Origin of the sequence: Nonomuraea helvata, from assembly GCF_039535785.1 — a bacterium.
GTDB classification, from domain to species: Bacteria; Actinomycetota; Actinomycetes; order Streptosporangiales; family Streptosporangiaceae; genus Nonomuraea; species Nonomuraea helvata.
In genome coordinates this window covers 1,131,787-1,148,979 of the sequence record NZ_BAAAXV010000005.1, presented here as the reverse complement: position 1 = coordinate 1,148,979, position 17,193 = coordinate 1,131,787, and the positions used below count along the sequence as shown (strand labels likewise).

Annotated in this window: 15 protein-coding genes and 1 riboswitch; of the genes, 6 read left to right on the top strand and 9 right to left on the bottom strand. The window is 70.8% G+C overall.

Going from position 1 to position 17,193, the window contains the following annotated elements; translation table 11 throughout:
* Window positions 1–55 precede the first annotated feature (55 nt).
* Both dacB and ABD830_RS24690 read right to left on the bottom strand, forming a co-directional pair.
* Window positions 56–1,600: a D-alanyl-D-alanine carboxypeptidase/D-alanyl-D-alanine endopeptidase gene (dacB, locus tag ABD830_RS24695; protein ID WP_344991642.1), complete on the bottom strand. Its 1,545-nt coding sequence runs from the start codon at window positions 1,598–1,600 to the stop codon at window positions 56–58.
* 127 nt (window positions 1,601–1,727) lie between these two features.
* A complete protein-coding gene (locus ABD830_RS24690) occupies window positions 1,728–2,279 on the bottom strand; it encodes an FHA domain-containing protein (protein WP_344991639.1) in 552 nt (183 codons plus the stop codon).
* Window positions 2,280–2,368: 89 nt separating this feature from the next.
* On the opposite strand from ABD830_RS24690, the gene ABD830_RS24685 reads away from it, so the two are divergent.
* The 3 genes from ABD830_RS24685 to ABD830_RS24675 are packed head-to-tail and all read left to right on the top strand — an operon-like array spanning window position 2,369 to window position 6,125.
* Window positions 2,369–2,881 carry a PadR family transcriptional regulator gene (locus tag ABD830_RS24685; protein WP_344991636.1) on the top strand — a complete coding sequence of 171 codons (513 nt, stop codon included), beginning with the start codon at window positions 2,369–2,371 and terminating at the stop codon, window positions 2,879–2,881.
* Window positions 2,878–3,561, top strand: coding sequence for an ABC transporter ATP-binding protein (locus ABD830_RS24680; protein WP_344991634.1), 684 nt, complete (start codon window positions 2,878–2,880; stop codon window positions 3,559–3,561). The genes ABD830_RS24685 and ABD830_RS24680 overlap by 4 nt, the downstream gene beginning before the upstream one ends.
* Window positions 3,558–6,125: an ABC transporter permease gene (locus ABD830_RS24675; RefSeq protein WP_344991631.1), complete on the top strand. Its 2,568-nt coding sequence runs from the start codon at window positions 3,558–3,560 to the stop codon at window positions 6,123–6,125. The genes ABD830_RS24680 and ABD830_RS24675 overlap by 4 nt, the downstream gene beginning before the upstream one ends.
* 58 nt (window positions 6,126–6,183) lie before the next feature.
* Here ABD830_RS24675 and ABD830_RS24670 read toward each other — a convergent pair whose 3' ends face one another.
* A complete protein-coding gene (locus ABD830_RS24670; RefSeq protein ID WP_344991627.1) occupies window positions 6,184–7,038 on the bottom strand; it encodes a hypothetical protein in 855 nt (284 codons plus the stop codon).
* Window positions 7,039–7,323: 285 nt separating this feature from the next.
* On the opposite strand from ABD830_RS24670, the gene serA reads away from it, so the two are divergent.
* Window positions 7,324–8,913: a phosphoglycerate dehydrogenase gene (gene serA, locus ABD830_RS24665; RefSeq protein ID WP_344991624.1), complete on the top strand. Its 1,590-nt coding sequence runs from the start codon at window positions 7,324–7,326 to the stop codon at window positions 8,911–8,913.
* 392 nt (window positions 8,914–9,305) lie between these two features.
* Here the strand turns inward: serA and ABD830_RS24660 are convergent, their stop codons facing one another.
* Genes ABD830_RS24660 through ABD830_RS24640 form a run of 5 tightly spaced genes read right to left on the bottom strand, consistent with a single transcriptional unit; the run spans window position 9,306 to window position 13,969 of the window.
* On the bottom strand, window positions 9,306–10,121 hold the full coding sequence (locus ABD830_RS24660; protein WP_344991622.1) for a class I SAM-dependent methyltransferase: 816 nt from the start codon (window positions 10,119–10,121) through the stop codon (window positions 9,306–9,308).
* A gap of 4 nt (window positions 10,122–10,125) precedes the next feature.
* Window positions 10,126–10,977 carry an ROK family protein gene (locus tag ABD830_RS24655; RefSeq protein ID WP_344991620.1) on the bottom strand — a complete coding sequence of 284 codons (852 nt, stop codon included), beginning with the start codon at window positions 10,975–10,977 and terminating at the stop codon, window positions 10,126–10,128.
* Entirely contained in the window at window positions 10,974–12,158 is a 1,185-nt protein-coding gene (locus tag ABD830_RS24650; RefSeq protein WP_344991617.1) for a sugar ABC transporter permease, read from the bottom strand. The genes ABD830_RS24655 and ABD830_RS24650 overlap by 4 nt, the downstream gene beginning before the upstream one ends.
* On the bottom strand, window positions 12,155–12,874 hold the full coding sequence (locus ABD830_RS24645; RefSeq protein ID WP_344991614.1) for an ATP-binding cassette domain-containing protein: 720 nt from the start codon (window positions 12,872–12,874) through the stop codon (window positions 12,155–12,157). Before ABD830_RS24645 ends, ABD830_RS24650 begins: the two co-directional genes overlap by 4 nt.
* A complete protein-coding gene (locus ABD830_RS24640; RefSeq protein WP_344991611.1) occupies window positions 12,875–13,969 on the bottom strand; it encodes a sugar ABC transporter substrate-binding protein in 1,095 nt (364 codons plus the stop codon).
* 98 nt (window positions 13,970–14,067) lie between these two features.
* On the opposite strand from ABD830_RS24640, the gene ABD830_RS24635 reads away from it, so the two are divergent.
* Complete coding sequence (locus ABD830_RS24635; protein ID WP_344991609.1) at window positions 14,068–15,234, top strand: ROK family transcriptional regulator; 1,167 nt, start codon at window positions 14,068–14,070, stop codon at window positions 15,232–15,234.
* Window positions 15,235–15,267: 33 nt separating this feature from the next.
* Here the strand turns inward: ABD830_RS24635 and ABD830_RS24630 are convergent, their stop codons facing one another.
* Entirely contained in the window at window positions 15,268–15,834 is a 567-nt protein-coding gene (locus ABD830_RS24630) for a C40 family peptidase (protein WP_344991606.1), read from the bottom strand.
* Window positions 15,835–15,864: 30 nt separating this feature from the next.
* Window positions 15,865–16,008, bottom strand: a riboswitch (cyclic di-AMP (ydaO/yuaA leader).
* Window positions 16,009–16,106: 98 nt separating this feature from the next.
* Here ABD830_RS24630 and ABD830_RS24625 point away from each other — a divergent pair.
* Window positions 16,107–17,153: a 3-isopropylmalate dehydrogenase gene (locus tag ABD830_RS24625; RefSeq protein ID WP_344991603.1), complete on the top strand. Its 1,047-nt coding sequence runs from the start codon at window positions 16,107–16,109 to the stop codon at window positions 17,151–17,153.
* Window positions 17,154–17,193: the final 40 nt, after the last annotated feature.

The window sequence follows — 17,193 nt, the reverse complement described above, 5'->3', positions numbered from 1 at the left end:
CGGTAAACCACAGCGGCCCCCTGAACGTCAGAGGGCCGCGGGTCTCAGCGGAGCGCTAGCACTGCGCGGGCTTCAGCCAGGAGCACTCGAGGTCGCCCGCCGCGGCCGGCTCCTCGGCGCGGAGCTGCACGGCGTCGGCGGTCGGATTCGCACGGGAGAACTGGGCGAGCCTGATGGCGATCTTGTCCTCGATGTCCTTGGGCGAGGACGACAGGTACTGGTTCAGCATGATCGAGAAGATCAGCGGCTCGCCCTCGGCGCTGGTCACGTACCCGGACAGCGAGGTGACCCCGGTCAGCGAGCCGGTCTTGGCGTGGACGTTGTTCGCGGCCGGCGTGTTGCGCATCCGGCTGCGCAGGGTGCCGCCGACGAAGCGCTCGGCGTTGCCCGCGATGGGCAGCGCCTCGTACCAGGTCTTGAACCACGGCTTGCTCCGTACGGCCGTGAGCAGCTGCACGATCGAGCCCGGCGAGAAGCCGTCGCGGCGCGACAGCCCGGAGCCGTCCCGCATGTTGATCACCTGCACCCCGTTGGCCTTGGCGAAGTCGGTGCTGACCTTGAGCCCGGCCGACCACGTGCCCTGGCCCGCGACCTTGCGTCCCATGGCCTTGGTGAGGATCTCGGCGTGGATGTTGTTGCTCAGCTTCAGGAACGGCACCAGCAGCTCGCCCAGCGTCATCGACTCGTGCTCGGCCAGCTCCGCGGCCCCTTGGGGAGCCGCGCCCGTGACGGTCGGCCCGAGCACCTTGACGCCGTGCTTGGCCAGCGCGCCGCGGAACAGCGACGAGACGTACGACGTGGCGTCGTCCACGGCCACCCACTCCTGGTACGGGTCCTTGACCGTGCCGGTGATCACGACGGTACGGCTGTTGTGCTGCCGTTCGATGAGGACGTCGGTCTCCGAGCCCACGGTGGCCCTGTTGACGATCTTCAGGTAGCCGGTCTCCGGCGTGGTGGAGACCTTGACCTTGTCGCCGTCGGCCGCCACGGACACGATCACCGAGCCGGCGTCGTAGTCCCTGTCGGGCGAGGCGGTCAGCGCGGAGATGGGCGCCGCGTAGTAGGCGGTCTCGTCGTCCCACGACCAGTCGTTGCCGAGCCGCTGCGAGTCGAACCAGGTGTCGTCCGCCACCAGCTTGCCCGCGACGACCTTGATGCCTGTCGCGGCCACCTTGGCGGCCAGCGCGTCATAGTCCTCGGCCAGCATGGTCGGGTCGCCGGTGCCGCGCAGCACCAGGTCGCCGGTCAGCGCCGAGCCGATCTTGCGGCCGGTGCTCAGCACGGTGGTGGGGAAGCGGTAGTCGAGCCCGAGCGTCTCCACGGCCGCGGCGGAGGTGAAGAGCTTGGTGTTGGACGCGGGGGTGAGGAGCTTGCCGGCGTCCGTGGCGTACAGCTCCTCGCCGGTGCCGGCGCTCTTGACGACGACGCCCGCCCTGGCGATCGTGAGCCGGGAGTCGCTGAGGATCTTGTTGATGTCCTGGGTCAGGTCGGCCACGCCGGCGGCGGGATCCAGGGCGACGGCGGGGGAGGAGGGGCTGGACGCCCACGCGAGGGCCGCGACGAGCGCGCCCGCGACGAGGGATGCTGAGGTGCGCCGCATGGGGTCTCCAAGTGACTGGGAGGATCACCTGCGAGCATGAATCACCCCAGCCCTCACGCAATCCGCAAATATCCGTATTTGTCGGCTGGCCTGCTTACGAGGGGCCCGGGCCTACGAGGCTGCGGCGTCAGAGGGACGGCTGGCCCGAGGTCAGCAGGAACCCGCAGTCGCCGAACGAGATCTCGTCACCCGACCGCACCCGCGCGGGACCCACCAGCCGCCACCCGTTGAGCCGGGTGCCGTTGAGCGAGCCCAGGTCCACCAGCATCCACCCGCCGTCGCCCTCGCGCCGCAGCTCGGCGTGGACCCGGGACACCGTCAGATCCGACAGCACGAGGTCGCACGCCGACCCCCGCCCCACCACGTAACGGAGCCGGTCGTCGTCGGGCAGCGCCAGCCGGGGCAGCCGCGGACGACGCCACGCCGACTGTAACCGGGTGGTGAACTCGGAGACCGAGGCGACGGCGTCGGTCAGCCGCTGCCGGAGTGAGGGCCGTCGCGGCAGGTCCGCGACCACCTCGTCGAGCTCGTGCCGGCTGCGTGCCCGCAGCACCTGGTCCACCCGGCCCACGAACGTGTCGTGCGAGATCCGGCCCTCCACGGCCCGGTGCTTGAGCTCCTCGATCGCGCGGTCGCGTTCCCCGTCGGACGCGCGAAAGGGCGGATGCGTGGAACTCATGTAGCGAGTATCGGACTGGATGCGGCTCGCTGTCCAGAATATGCGAGATCAGTTGCAGGGGGCATACTCAGTATGCATACTCAGTATTCATGTCGATCAGACACGGACTGCTCGCGTTGCTGAGCAGCGGACCGCGATACGGCTATCAGCTGCGGGTGGAGTTCGAGGCGTCCACAGGGGCGACCTGGCCGCTGAACATCGGCCAGGTCTATACGACGCTCTCCCGCCTTGAGCGTGACGGCCTGGTGGCGCCAGGGGGCGCCGACGAGCAGGGCCGCGCGGTCTACACGATCACCGAGGCCGGTCGGGAGGAGTTGGAGCGATGGTTCAGCACCCCCGTCGCCCAGACCGACCGGCCTCGGGACGAACTGGCCATCAAGATCGCGATGGCCGTCGCCGGTGACGTGGACGTCGCCGATGTCATCCAGACCCAGCGCGCGGCCACCATGCGCGCGCTGCAGGAGCTCACGAGGGCCAAGCGGGCCGCGACCGGCGGTACGGCGCAGCGGCTGGTCCTCGATTCGTTGATTTTCAAGGCCGAGGCGGAGCAGCGCTGGCTGGACCACTGCGAGGCCGTTTCCAAGGAGAAGAAGACGTCATGACTGTGGTGGTGAGTTTGCGGGACGTGACCCGCGAGCACGGCCAGGTGCACGCCCTGAAGGGGGTGAGCCTGGAGGTGTCGGCGGGGGAGCTGGTCGCGGTCATGGGCCCGTCCGGCTCGGGCAAGTCGACCCTGCTCAACGTGGCGGGCGGCCTCGACCGGCCCACCTCGGGGACCGTGACGATCGAGGGCCAGGATCTCGCCACGGTGAAGGACCTCGCCAAGCTCAGGCGCGGCAGCGTCGGGTACGTCTTCCAGGACCTGAACCTGATCCCGTCCCTGACCGCCGCCGAGAACGTGATGCTGCCCAGGGAGCTCGACGGCGTCCGCTCCGGCAAGGCACGGGAGGAGGCGCTGGCCGTACTCGCCGAGGTGGGGGCCGGAGAGGTCGCCGACAGGTTCCCCGAGGAGCTGTCCGGCGGGCAGCGCCAGCGCGTGGCCATCGCCAGGGCGCTGGCGGGCGAGCGGCGGCTGCTGCTGGCCGACGAGCCGACCGGGGCGCTCGACACGGCCACCGGCGACGAGATCCTGCAGTTACTGCGCACCCGCTGCGACGAGGGCGCCGCGGTGCTGCTCGTCACCCACGAGCCGCGCTACGCGGCGTGGGCCGACCGGGTGGTCTACCTGCGCGACGGGCTGATCGTGGAGTCGAACGCGGTGCGGCTGGAGAGCGCCAGATGAGCGCCTTCGGCGCCGCGCTGCGCATCTCCCGCAGGGACGCCCTGCGCTTCAAGGGCCGCACCGCGCTCATCATGGTGATGATCGGGCTACCCGTCCTGGTCATCACGGCGATCATCACCGGCGCCGCCACCACGGCCATCACCACGAAGGACAAGCTCGGCTCCCTGCTGGGCGCGGCCGACGCCCGCATCGTGACCACCACGTCCCGCACCCCCCTTGAGCAGGGCCCCGGAGGAGAGTACTCCGCGCAGGTCCCAACGCCGCGTCCCGAGCGGCCGTGGACACCCGCCGAGATCGGCACGCTGCTCCAGGGCCGGCTGCTCCGCTGGCAGTCGAACGTCGTGGAGGCCCGGCTGGCCGACGGTTTCGATCGGGTGGACGTGTTCGAGGCCGACATGCGCGACCCGCTGACCAACGGAATGCGCCGTCTGGTGGAGGGAAGGTTCGCCGCCGCCCCCGGCGAGGTCGTGGTCTCTCCCGAGCTGATCGACCGAGGTGCCCGGATCGGCGGCACCTTCAAGGTGTGGCGGCCGGACCGCACCGTGCGGGTGGTCGGCGTGGCCGAGAACCCGATCCGGCCCGGCATCCTGGAGATGGTCGCCCTGCCGGACGGGCTGCTCCCGCACCAGAACGACGGCAACAGCAGTGGCTGGCTCATCGACACCGCCGCCCCCGTGCAGTGGCCGGACGTGCGGCGGCTCAACCAGACGGGCTTGCTCGTCTCCTCGCGGGCCGTGATCGAGAGCTCCGACTTCGAGGATCCCAGACCGCTGGAGCGGCGCGGGCTGATCGGGACCGGCGTCGCCGTCGTGCTCATCGTGACGGAGACCGTCCTGCTCGCGGGGCCCGCCTTCGCCGTGGGGTTGCGGCGCAGGCGCAGAGAGCTCGCCGTGATCGCCGCGCAGGGCGCGTCCGGCAGGCAGCTCCGGACGATCGTGCTGGCCGACGGCCTGGTGCTCGGCGGTGTCGCGGCGCTGCTCGGTGCCGCCCTAGGCATCGGCGCCGGGCTGGTGGTGGTGTCGTACGCGGCCCGTCTGCTGGACTGGACGCGCGGCCCCGCGGACGTGCCATGGGGTCCGGTGCTCGGCGTGGCCGCTCTGGGCCTGCTCAGCGGGCTTACCGCGGCCCTCGTGCCCGCGATCCAGGCGAGCCGGCAGAGCCCCGTTCAGGTGCTGGCCGGGCGCGCCGCGGTGGACACGCACGGCCGCGCGGGCCGGCCGGTGCTCGGGACCGTGCTGGTGGTGCTGGGAGTGGCCGCGAACGTGTTGGCCGTGCGAAGGGGCACCCTGTCCGTCGCGATGGCCTCGGTGCCGATCGTGCTCGGGCTGGTCGCGCTGATGCCGTGGCTGGTCCAGGCCACCGGACGGCTCGCGGGGCGGCTGCCGCTCCCGCTGCGCCTGTCCGTGCGCGACGCCTCCCGCCACCGGGTCCGTACGGCCTCCGCCGCCGCGGCGGTGATGGGCGCCACCATGATGGCGGTCACGCTCGGTATCGGCGCCGACAGCTCCTACACCGAGCAGGAGGCGAACCGCGGCTCGGTCGTCCCCATGAACACCACGGTGGTCCAGGCCAGAGGACTGGACGATCAGGCATGGGCGAGGTTGCGGGCGCTCGTCGAACGGCAGCTCCCGGGAGCCGCCCTGGCCGGTGGATGGCGCGTGACGGATGCGCGGGGCCGGTCCATGAACTTGAGCGTCGCCTGGCGGGAGGACTGCAGGAAGTCCTGCCCGGCACCGCACTACTACTACGAGCCCATGCCGGTGGGCGATGAGCAGCTGCTGGCATTCCTTCAGAAGCGCCGGGACCCGCAGGCCGCCGCGGCGCTGGCGGCGGGCAAGGCCGTGGCATTCGATGCCAAGCTGGTACGCGACGGCATGGTCGAGCTGCAGGCGAATTACTGGGATGTGGATCCCAAGCTGGTCAAGACCTTGCGGGTGCCCGCCGTGGTGTCGAGAGCGGCCGACGCCGCCCAGGTCGGCGTTGTCGTCCCGAGGTCGGTGCTGGCCGCCGCCGGCCTCCAGGCGGAGGAGCGGATGCTCTACGCCGACGCCGTCCCCGCCGACGAGCGACGCCTGAGCACCGAGGTCAGGGCGCTGGTGGGCGAAGGCGCCTTCATCGACGTGCAGCAGGGCAGCGAGGAGGAACGTCTCATCGTTCTCCTGTTACTGCTCGGAGCAGCGCTGGTCCTCGTGCTCGGCGGCACGTTCGCGGCCACGGGGCTGGCCGCCGCCGACATGCGTCAGGACCTCGACACCCTGTCCGCCGTCGGCGGGCCGCCGCGGGTCCGGAGGTTCGTGGTGGCGGCGCAGGCCGCCTACATCTCCGGCCTCGGCGCCCTGGTCGGGCTCGCCGGGGGCGCCGTCAGCGGCATCGCGGCGACCTGGCCGATGACCCGATCGGGTTACCGGGGAACGGGTACGTCGCTCTTCGACCCCGGGCCCACGACGATCTCCATGCCCTGGCTCTTCCTCGCCGGGGTCGTGGTGGGGCTGCCCCTGCTGGCCGCCGTCGTGGCCGGACTGTGCGCACGGACGCGGCTGGTGCTGGCGCGCAGGGTGGCCTGAGCCCACGGCACGGCGAACGGGGCCCGGACTTCCGGGCCCCGTTCCGCCATGTCATGCGTCAGTCGGTGACGCTCGCGCACACCACGTGCGCGCCGATCTCGATCATCCGGCGCTCGCTGCGCGCGTCCGCCACCCTGGCCATGAGGATCGGCGCCCCGGAGGCCGCGAACTGCGGCAGGCGGGCGCGGACCAGGCGGTGCAGGTCGCGTACGACGTCCTCGGCCGCCGACATGTGCACCTTCACGTGCAGCATGATCCCCGGAGCCCCGGACGCCGTACGCGCCTCGGAGATCCAGACGTGGTGCACGAGCGGGAAGTCCATGAGCAACTGTCCGATGGCCTGGCGCAGCGCGGGCAGGATCGGATGGGTGCACCGCCGGTAACCGGGGTCCACCTGCTGCATGGGCCCCGACAGGTGCGGCCGGGGCGCGGGCACCCACGGGAACGTGGGTGCCTGCGGGGTCGGGGGCGCCACCTGGGCCAGCGCGGCACCGCGTGACACGGTCGCCATCGCCCCCGTCGCGTACGCCGCCGGCGCCGCCCCTGACAGGACGGGCGTCGGCCCGGTACGCGTCGAGGTGAGGAACCGCTGGAGGTCGTCGATGGGCACGGCCGCGGCGGCTGGTCCGGCCGCGTCGATGACGATCTCCCGCACTCCGGTGACGCGCTGGATGTCCAGGATGGTGTCGGCGTCGCACGCCGACAGGGAATGGCTGCCGCGGTGCCTGGCATAGGTGGCAGCACCGGTGTAACCGAGCAACACCCGGTCACCGGCTTGTGTCGTCCCGAGGACGACTGAGCGATCTGGTCGCACTGCCACCAGGACTCCACCGTCGGCGAGAGCGCTCAGCAGGCGATGCGGGGTGCCATGCTGTGCGAGCACGTCGGCAAGCGCAGGATTCCCGATGCTCATAAGACGAACCCTAGGTACTCGGCCACGGCTTATCAGGCTAATGGCGAATAAATCTCCCGATCAAGACAAAGATGTACGCGGAGTGGATGAGTTTGTAGCCTGACGGGTACGGGGGCCGCGTGCAGCGGACCGCCGCGGTAGCGGACTATGCACCTACGGCCGCCCCGTCTCACATCGTGGGTGCCTCGTGAACACGTTCACAAGCGGTGGATACACTCTGTAGGACCGCCGGGGGATCGTGGACGTGTCCCCCGAAGCCCGCCGTGCCGTTAAGGATCCACACCAGTGAACAAGCCCGTCGTTCTGGTCGCAGAAGAGCTGTCCGAGGCAGGCCTCGCCGTACTCGGGGCTGATTTCGAGGTCCGCCACACCGACGGCGCCGACCGTTCCCAGCTGCTGCCCGCCCTCGCCGACGTCGACGCCCTGATCGTCCGCTCCGCCACGCAGGTCGACGCCGAGGCCATCGCCGCCGCGCCCAAGCTGCGCGTGGTCGCCCGCGCGGGGGTCGGCCTCGACAACGTCGACGTCGAAGCCGCCACCAAGGCCGGTGTCATGGTCGTCAACGCGCCGACCTCCAACATCACCAGCGCCGCCGAGCAGACCGTCGCCCTCATCCTGGCCAGCGCGCGCAACACGGCCCAGGCCCACGCCGCGCTGAAGAACGGGGAGTGGAAGCGCTCCAAGTACACCGGTGTCGAGCTCGACGAGAAGGTCGTCGGCATCGTCGGCTTCGGCAAGATCGGTCAGCTCGTGGCCCAGCGGCTCCAGCCGTTCGGCGTCGAGATCATCGCCTTCGACCCCTACCTGCCTCCGGCCCGTGCCGCCGCGCTCGGCGCCCAGCTGGTCAGCTTCGAGGAGCTGCTCAAGCGGTCGGACTTCATCACGCTGCACCCGCCGAAGACCAAGGAGACCGTCGGTCTCATCGGTGAGAAGGAGCTGCACCAGGTCAAGCCCTCCGCGCGCATCATCAACGTGGCGCGCGGCGGCATCATCGACGAGGGTGCGCTCTACTCGGCGATCAAGGAGGGTCGTGTCGCCGGAGCGGCTATCGACGTGTTCGCCAAGGAGCCGTGCACCGACAGCCCGCTGTTCGAGCTCGACCAGGTCGTCGTCACGCCGCACCTCGGCGCCTCCACGCACGAGGCCCAGGAGAAGGCCGGCACCCAGGTCGCGCGGAGCGTGAAGCTGGCGCTCGCGGGCGAGTTCGTGCCGGACGCGGTCAACGTCCAGGGCGGCGTGGTGGCCGAGGACGTCAAGCCGGGCCTGCCGCTGGCCGAGAAGCTCGGCCGCGTGTTCACCGCGCTGGCCGGCGAGGTCGCCACCAAGCTCGACGTCGAGGTGCGCGGCGAGATCGCCTCCGAGGACGTGCGGGTGATCGAGCTGGCCGCGCTCAAGGGCGTGTTCACCGACGTGATCGAGGAGCAGGTCACGTACGTCAACGCGCCGCTGCTGGCCAAGGACCGCGGCCTCGCCGTGGAGCTGGTGACCAGCTCGGAGAGCCCCGACTGGCGCAACGTCGTGACCGTGCGTGGTGTGCTGGCCGACGGCCGTCAGGTCTCGGTGTCCGGCACGCTCTCCGGCCCCCGCCAGATCACGAAGATCGTCGAGGTCAACGGCTACGAGATGGAGATCGAGCCGACGGCCCACCTGGCGTTCTACACCTACACCGACCGCCCCGGCATCGTCGGTGTGGTCGGCCGCCTGCTCGGCGAGCACGGCGTCAACATCGCCTCGATGCAGGTGGCCCGCTCCACCAAGGGCGGCAAGGCGCTCATCGCGCTGACCGTGGACTCCGCGATCCCGGCCGACGTGATCGACCAGATCGTCAACGAGATCGGCGCTGACAGCGGCCGCTCGGTGGACCTGGAGGACTGACCGCCGCTCCTTCCTGCCTCTGGGCCGTCACCTGGATCGTCCGGGTGGCGGCCCCTTTTGCATCTCAGCATTCGAGATAGTAGGACATCCAACGAGATTGCTGAGGTACTGTTGCAGGTAATGCGCCAGGTGCTCGTACTTATTACCTGCCGCGGCGGGGCCTGTTAGGGCAGGTCGACGACTCGCCGCGGTGAGTGGCGTTGTGTCGGCCAGTAAGTCCCCATCCGTCCGGTACGTGAGACGGGGGTTCGACGTCCCCCTCTGGAACGCTCGCGAAATGAGATGAGTCACATGTACGAGATGTATGCCTGGAACCGTTCGGAAGAGCATGAGGACGAGGCCGCGGAGGCCGTGCAGATCGCCCTGGACCGCCGCGACAACGGCGGGGCGCCTCAGAACTCGAGCCGGTAGAACATCGCCGACCGCTTCACCCCTGGCAGAGCCCCGGCGATCCAGGTCGAGATCCGGTGCGGCGCCGACAGGCGGTCGAACCCGCCCATGTCGAACGCGCTCACCGCGCTGACGCAGCGCAGCCTCGGATGGATCGCCACCAGCTCGCCGGGGCCGTCGATGCCCCAGCGGAGCGTGGCCCCGGCCTTCCGTACGGGCCTGTTGAGCTTCTGCAGGCGTATCCCGAGCCAGTTCACGGCGTCGAAGACGAACTGCCCGCCGGGGAAGCGGTCCACGACCGCCCGCAGCAGTGCCCGGCCGTCGTCCGGGCCGAGGTAGTAGAGCAGGCCCTCGGCGACGACCAGCGCGGGGACGTCGTCCGGGACCTGCTCCAGCCACGTCAGGTCGGTGACCGACGAGGCGATCATGCGGTGGCCCGGCCGCTCGGGGAACAGCCGGCCGCGCAGCTCGATGACGTCGGGATAGTCGACGTCGTACCAGCGGACGGTGGGCGGCGGCGCCAGCCGGTGGAAGCGGGTGTCGAGGCCGCAGCCCAGGTGGAGCACGGTGGCATCCGGGTGCGTGGCGAGGTACTCGGCGGCCCACCGGTCGATGAAGCGGTCCCTGAGCGCGACGGCCGCACCCAGGGCCGGGCTCATGCCGGTCCTGCGGAAATCGAAGTCGATCTTCTTGACCGCCTCGACGGCAAGGTCGTCCCCGAGTATCGGGCGCCTGGATCTCGCGTCGAGTGCCCGGCCGTACAGGGTGGCGAGGAGGGTGGCCTTCTCCTCGCTCAGCTGCACCTTCTCTGGCGCCATACCTCTACGCTAACGCCGCGCGGGCCAGCGCAAGCGCGCCCAGCAAGGGGGCGTCGCCCGCGAACCTGGCCGGGCGCGGCTCCGGCGGGAACGGCACCGCACGGGCGAGCTCGGCCGCCAGCCTCGGCATGATCAGGTCCGCGGCGCCCATCATGCCGCCGCCCACGACCAGGCACTCGGGGTCGAGCACCACGCACAGGTTGGCCACGCTCATGGCGAGGGTCCGCAGTGCCTCCTCCACCAGCTCCCGCGCGCCCGCCTCGGCCAGCAGCTCCGCCGCCGTGGTGGGACGGCCCAGCAGGGCGGCGCCGCGGGCGGCCAGCGCGCCGCCGGAGACCCGCTCCTCCAGGGGCGCCCGGCCGTCGGTGAAGGCGGGCTCGCCAGGCGTCACCTGCAGGTAACCGATCTCGCCTGCCGCGCCGTGGGCGCCCGGCACCACGTGCCCGTCCACCACCAGGGCCGCCGCCAGGCCGGTGCCGAGGTTCACATAGACGCCTGTGGAGACCCCGCGAAGGGCGCCCCAGCGCAGCTCGGCCGCGGCCGCCGCGTTCACGTCGTTGTCGATGGCCACCGGGATGTCGCCGTACTCCTCCCTGAGCAGTCTCGGCAGCTCGAGCCCCTCCCAGCCGGGGACGTTCGGGGCGAGCCGTACGACGCCATCGCGGATCACCCCGCACGTCGAGAAGCCCACCGCGGCCGGCGAACCCTCAAGGGCGCGGGCCGCCGCGAGCGCCCGCGCGAGCGTGCCGGGGCCGGTGTCCAGGCGGACGTGGGCGGAGAGCTCCGGGCCGTCGGAGCCGGACACCCCGATGGCGACCTTCGTCCCGCCCACGTCGATGCCCAGGACCCGGCTCACCGGGCGGCGCCCCTGCGGGCGAGCGAGTCGATCGCCACGGCCAGCGCCAGCACCCCGGCCGTCACCATGAAGCGCACCGAGGAGTCCACGCTGAGCAGGTACATGCCGTTGGTGATGGCCTGGATGACGAGGACGCCGAGCAGCGCGTCATACGCCCGGCCGCGCCCGCCGAACAGCGAGGTGCCGCCGATGACCGCGGTGGCGATCGCCATGAGGAGGATGTCGCTGCCTCCCGAGCCCTGGTTGACGGCGGACAGGCGACTGGCGGCGAGGACGCCGCCGGCCGCCGCCAGCGTGGAGGCCAGCATGAAGGCCAGGATCCTGATCCTCGTGACGTTGATGCCGGCGCGCCTGGCGGCCTCGGCGTTGCCGCCGACGGCGTACACGTGACGCCCGAACGTGGTGTGCCTGAGCATGAGATCCAGCAGCACCACCAGCGCGCCGAAGATGATCAGCAGGAGCGGTACGCCGCGGTCCGCCGACATGACGAGCACCGCCGCGGCGAGCAGCACCGCCAGAGCGCCCGCCTTGACGAGCGGCCACCACAGCGGCGTCACCGGCAGCCCGGCCGCCAGCCGCAGTTTCCTGGCGACGAGCGACGCGCCCGCCGACACGGCCACCAGCCCCGCCGCGACCGCCCACGCCAGCCAGGCGGGCAGCCACGTGTCGCTCAGCTTGGAGATGAACCCGGTGAACGGCAGGTTGATCGTCCCGCCCTGCCGCAGCAGGTAGAGCAGCAGGCCGAGCCAGCCCATCAGGCCGGCCAGGGTCACCACGAACGACGGCATGCGCAGCTTGGTCAGCATCACCCCGTGCAGGAGCCCGATCACCGCCCCGACGGCGAGCGCGAGCACGATGGCGAGCAGCGGGTTCCAGCCCTGCTTGACGTGGACGATCGTCATGATCGTGGCGCACAGGCCGCTGACCGAGCCCGCCGACAGGTCGATCTCGCCGAGCAGCAGCACCATGATGATGCCGAGCGCGATCGTGCCGGTGGCGGCCATCTGGAGGACGAGGTTGGTGAGGTTCTCGGGGGAGAGGAACCGGTCGTTGAGCGTGCTGAACACGATCGCGATCGCCACCAGCCCGGCGACCACCGGCCACGCGCCGACGTCCCCCTGGCGCAGCCGCTCGACCGCGACCTTCGGCGTGTACGGCCTGCGTACCAGCGTGTCGGTCATTCTCCCGCCCCCGTGATCGCGGCCACGATCTCCTCCTGTGAGGCGGTGGCCGTACGGAACTCACCGGCGTTGCGGCCGAGCCGCAGCACCACCACGCGGTCGCTCACCGCGCGCACGTCGGCCAGGTTGTGCGAGATGACCAGCACCGCGAGCCCGCGCTCGCGCAGCCGGCCGATCAGCGCCAGCACCTGCGCCGTCTGCTCCACGCCCAGCGCGGCCGTGGGCTCGTCGAGGATGACCAGCCGGGGCTCGCCGATCAGCGCCCTGGCGATGGCCACCGACTGGCGCTGACCGCCCGACAGCATCGCGACCGGCACCCTGATGTCCTTGATGCGCACGTCGAGCTGGGCGAGCAGCTCGCGGGTCGCGCGTTCCATGGCGAGGTGGCGCAGCAGCGACCAGCGGCGGCGCTCGGTGCCCAGGAACAGGTTGGCCACGACGTCGAGGTTCTCGCAGAGCGCGAGGTCCTGGTAGACGGTCGAGACGCCGAGGGCCTGCGCGTCGTGCGGGTTGGCGATCCTGACCGGCGAGCCGTCCACGGTGATCGTGCCCTCGTCGGGGGTCACGACCCCCGAGATGGTCTTGACCAGGGTGGACTTGCCGGCGCCGTTGTCGCCCATGAGGGCCACGACCTCGCCGGGGCGCAGGTCCAGGCGGGCCCCGTCGAGCGCCTGGACCGCCCCGTACCTCTTGGAGATGCCTGTCGCCGAGAGCATCTACTGGATGCCCTGCTTCGCGCACGCGGCCTTGACCTCGGCCGTGCAGATCTGGGCAGGCGTGTAGAAACCGTCCTTCACGATCGTGTCCTTGATCTTGTCGGCGGTGATGGGGATGGGGTCGAGGAGGAAGGCGGGGATGTCGGCGGCGCCGTTGTTGACCTTGGCGGGGGCGGTGGGCTGCTCGCCCTTGGCGAGGGCGACGGCCAGCTCGGCGGACTTCTCCGCCTCAGCCCTGATATCCAGATATATGGTCATGTACTGCTCGCCCGTCAGGATGCGCTGCACGGCGGCCAGCTCGGCGTCCTGCCCGGTGATCGGTGGGAGCTGCTTGTAGCCCGCGCGCTTCATGGCCGCGATCGCGCCGCCCGCCATGCCGTCGTTCGCGGACAGGACGCCCGTGATGTTGTCCTTGCCGAGTGCCGTGATCGCCTGCTCCATCTGCTGCTGCGCCTTGTCGGGGCTCCAGTCCGGCGTGTCGAACTCCCTGCCGACCTTCACCTTCCCGTCCAGCACGCTCTTGGCGCCCTTCTTGTAGTCGGCCGAGCTGGGGTCGGTCGGCGAGCCGTGGATCATCACGATCTCGCCCTTCGCCGCCGTCCCCTTGGCGTTCATGGCGTCGAGCAGCGCCTGGCCCTGCATCTCGCCGACCCGCACGTTGTTGAACGAGACGTAGTACGCGTAGTCGATGCCCGAGATGAGCCGGTCGTAGGCGATGACCGGGACCTTCTTCTGCTTGGCCTGGTTCACCAGCGGGGCCACCGCGTTGGCGTCCACGGCGTCGAGGACGAGGACGTCGGCCTGCTGGGTGAGCGCGGCCTCGACCTGCTGCTGCTGTTTGGGCGCGTCCTGCTCGGCGTTGCTGTAGAGGATCTTGCAGTCGGGGCAGAGCGACTTGACCTTCGCCTCGAAGAGCGGACGGTCGAACGCCTCGTACCGGGTGGTCTTGGACTCGGGCAGGAACAGCGCGATCGTCTTGCCGCCCTGGCTCTGCGTGGTCGTGGGGCCCGTGCCTGTGTTGGTGCCTGTGGTGTTCCCGCAGGCGGCGGCCAGTAAGACCGCCGCGACAGGGATTGATCGCCATGCTCGGTGCATCGCACTTCGTCCTTCCGAATGTGCCGCCCCTGTGCTTGGTAAGAAAGGTAATTTACTATCAGCCTCGTTGGCTAGATTTCTTTCGAGGAGGTTCGACGATGCGGGGTGACCTGGGCAATCCGCGCCTGCTTCGGGTGCTGAACGAGCGCCGCCTGCTCGACCACCTCCAGGAGCACGGCCCCGCCTCCCGTGCCGACCTCGCCAAGATCACAGGCCTGTCGAAGCCCACGGTCTCCGCGGCCCTGGCCGGGCTGGAGGAGGACGGGCTCGTCCATCTCGTCGGGGAGCTCTCCGGCCGTCCCGGACCCGTCACGTCCCTGTACGACGTGAACGCCGCCGCCACCCACGTCGCCGGCATCGACATCGGCCGCGACTGGATCAGGGTCGCCGTCGCGGACCTTCGCGGCACGTTCGCCGGCCGGACAGACGGGCGCAACACCGCGCGCACCTCCGCCGAACTCGCCCTCCTGGTCGGCGAGCTGTGCCGGGCGGCAGCACGGGAGGCCGAGCTCGACTGGCCGGCCATCGCCTGCGCCGTCGTCGGATCGCCCGGCGTGTACGACCCCGCGCTCGGCCGTCTGGAGTTCGCCCCCAACCTGCCAGGACCCGACCTGGCCGAACGCCTGCGCGCCACGCTCGAGGTGGACCTCGTCATCGAGAACGACATCAACCTGGCCGCCGTCGGCGAGCACGTGCACGGGGAGGGGCGGGGGAAGTCCGACTTCGCGCTCGTGTCCATCGGGACCGGCGTCGGCATGGGCATCGTGATCAACGGCGAGCTGTACGTCGGCGCTCGCGGGGCTGCAGGCGAGGTCTCCTACGTGCCCGCCGCGGAGGAGCCCGCGCTCCCGCCCGACGACGCCCTGGCCCACGGCGCCACTGAGGCGGTGACCGCGGCTCCCGGCGTCGTCCGCGCGGCCCGCGCCGCCGGGCTGACCCTGGACACGGCCAAGGAGGTCTTCGCCGCGGCGGCCTCCGGCGACGCCGTGGCCCGCTCGGTGGTGGAGGCCGAGGGCCGCCGCATCGGGGGATTGCTGGTGGCGGTCGCGGCGGTGCTGGACCCCGAGGTGATCGTGCTCAGCGGCGGCGTGGGCCGCAACCTCGACCTCCTGGGCGCGGCCATCGAGACCCGGATCGCCGAGCTGGGCCCGCTGCGGCCGGCGGTGGTGGCCAGCACGCTGGGCGACAGCGGCGTCCTGCTGGGCGCGGTCGCCCACGCCAGGACCCGCGCCTGGGACCTCATCTTCGACGCCCGCCTTCCCTGAGCACGGCTCGGGGAAGGCGGGCGTGTGCGCTGCCTACAGGGTCGCCTTGAACGTGGCGGGCGCCGGAGCGCTGCGCTGCTCCTTGAGCCTGGCCCAGAGGCGTACGCCCTTGGGGTCGGGGCGGACGGCGCCCACGAAGGACTCCCTGCGCCAGTCGCTCAGGCGCTCTTCCTTGACCACGTCGCCCGTGTGCGGCGAGTGGACCATGTAGCCGGGCCGGGAGATCATCCCGACGTGCCCGAGGCCGTGGAAGAAGACGAGGTCGCCGGGCTTGAGGTCCTTCCAGGCGATCTTCTTGGAGAACGCGCCGTACTGTTCGGCGGCGGTGCGGGGGAGCTCGATCCCCCCGTGCTCGTACGCCCTGAGCATGAGCCCGGAGCAGTCGTACCCGCTCGGGCTGGCGCCGCCCCACACGTACGGTGTGCCGCGTTTGCTCATGGCGAAGTCGACGGCGATCTTCCAGGCGGGTTTCGGCGCCTGCTGTTCCCGGATGCGTTTGATCTCGGCGCCGGTCAGTGTGGTGGGGTCGGTCAGAGTGGTGGGGTCTTCTTTGGGGGAAGCCTGGGCAGGGGTGGCCAGCAGGAGCCCGGCGGCGCCCACCGCCAGGGCAATGGCAATGCGAGACAGGGGTCTGTCCTTCCATGCGGCCGGCCGGGTTAGCTGACGGGCTCGGGCCTGGAAGTAGCCCTACGGCGGTGGGTGCCGATTCGCCCCAGGGGGGAAGTGGGTCCCCGGCTCCACGCAACCGCTGCGTGGATTAGGCCCGATGGACTCTAACGAAACGGTCAAAGAACCGCAATACGCACAAAACGGACGTCCGAGAAATGAGATGGAGTGTTCGTCAGTCGAGACGACGCGGTAAGGTACGGCCCATGGAGTCGCGTAACATCCGTCTGGCAGTCATCCCCGGCGATGGCATCGGCACCGAGGTCGTAGCCGAGGGCCTCAAGGTCCTGGAGGCAGTGGGCACGAAGATCGAGCCCACTCACTACGACCTGGGAGCCGCACGCTACCACCGCACCGGCGAGACCCTGCCCGACGCGGTGCTGGAGGAGCTGCGCGGCTACGACGCGATCCTGCTCGGCGCCGTGGGCGACCCCAGCGTCCCGCCGGGCATCCTCGAGCGCGACCTGCTGCTCAAGCTGCGCTTCGAGTTCGACCACTACGTCAACCTGCGCCCGGTCAAGCTGTTCCCCGGCGTGGATACCCCGCTGGCCGACACGCCCGCCGAGGACATCGACATGATCGTCGTCCGCGAGGGCACCGAGGGCCTCTACGCGGGCACCGGCGGCGCCATGCGGCGCGGCACGCCGTACGAGATCGCCACGCAGGAGTCGCTCAACACCGCCTACGGCGTCGAGCGCGTCGTGCGGTACGCGTTCGAGAAGGCCAGGTCGCGCCCCCGCAAGAAGCTCACGCTCGTCCACAAGACCAACGTGCTCACCTACGCCGGCGATCTGTGGCAGCGCACGGTCAACCGCGTGGCGGAGGAGTTCCCCGAGGTCACGACCGACTACTGCCACATCGACGCGGCCTCGATGTTCTTCGTGAGCCAGCCCGAGCGGTTCGACGTGATCGTCACCGACAACCTGTTCGGTGACATCATCACCGACCTCGGCGCGGCCATCGCCGGCGGCATCGGCCTGGCCGCCAGCGGCAACATCAACCCCGAGCGGACCGCGCCCAGCATGTTCGAGCCGGTGCACGGCAGCGCGCCCGACATCGCCGGTCAAGGCAAGGCTGACCCGACCGCGACCATCCTGTCCGTCGCCATGCTCCTCGACCACCTCGGCCGGCACGCCGAGGCGGCCAAGGTCGAGCAGGCGGTGGCCGAGGACATCGTCGAGCGGCTGGCCGGCTGGGCCGGCCGGACCACGCACGAGATCGGTGACGACATCACCGCGCGAGTATCCGGCTAGGACCGCCTAGCCCCGAGAGCGCCTGGTGGTCCGCGAAGGA

Bases quoted from the DNA above. Each gene is read 5' to 3' on its own strand.
- dacB (WP_344991642.1), bottom strand. From the start codon at position 1,600: ATGCGGCGCACCTCAGCATCCCTCGTCGCGGGCGCGCTCGTCGCGGCC.
- ABD830_RS24690 (WP_344991639.1), bottom strand. From the start codon at position 2,279: ATGAGTTCCACGCATCCGCCCTTTCGCGCGTCCGACGGGGAACGCGAC.
- ABD830_RS24685 (WP_344991636.1), top strand. From the start codon at position 2,369: ATGTCGATCAGACACGGACTGCTCGCGTTGCTGAGCAGCGGACCGCGA.
- ABD830_RS24680 (WP_344991634.1), top strand. From the start codon at position 2,878: ATGACTGTGGTGGTGAGTTTGCGGGACGTGACCCGCGAGCACGGCCAG.
- ABD830_RS24675 (WP_344991631.1), top strand. From the start codon at position 3,558: ATGAGCGCCTTCGGCGCCGCGCTGCGCATCTCCCGCAGGGACGCCCTG.
- ABD830_RS24670 (WP_344991627.1), bottom strand. From the start codon at position 7,038: ATGAGCATCGGGAATCCTGCGCTTGCCGACGTGCTCGCACAGCATGGC.
- ABD830_RS24660 (WP_344991622.1), bottom strand. From the start codon at position 10,121: ATGGCGCCAGAGAAGGTGCAGCTGAGCGAGGAGAAGGCCACCCTCCTC.
- ABD830_RS24650 (WP_344991617.1), bottom strand. From the start codon at position 12,158: ATGACCGACACGCTGGTACGCAGGCCGTACACGCCGAAGGTCGCGGTC.
- ABD830_RS24645 (WP_344991614.1), bottom strand. From the start codon at position 12,874: ATGCTCTCGGCGACAGGCATCTCCAAGAGGTACGGGGCGGTCCAGGCG.
- ABD830_RS24640 (WP_344991611.1), bottom strand. From the start codon at position 13,969: ATGCACCGAGCATGGCGATCAATCCCTGTCGCGGCGGTCTTACTGGCC.
- ABD830_RS24635 (WP_344991609.1), top strand. From the start codon at position 14,068: ATGCGGGGTGACCTGGGCAATCCGCGCCTGCTTCGGGTGCTGAACGAG.
- ABD830_RS24625 (WP_344991603.1), top strand. From the start codon at position 16,107: ATGGAGTCGCGTAACATCCGTCTGGCAGTCATCCCCGGCGATGGCATC.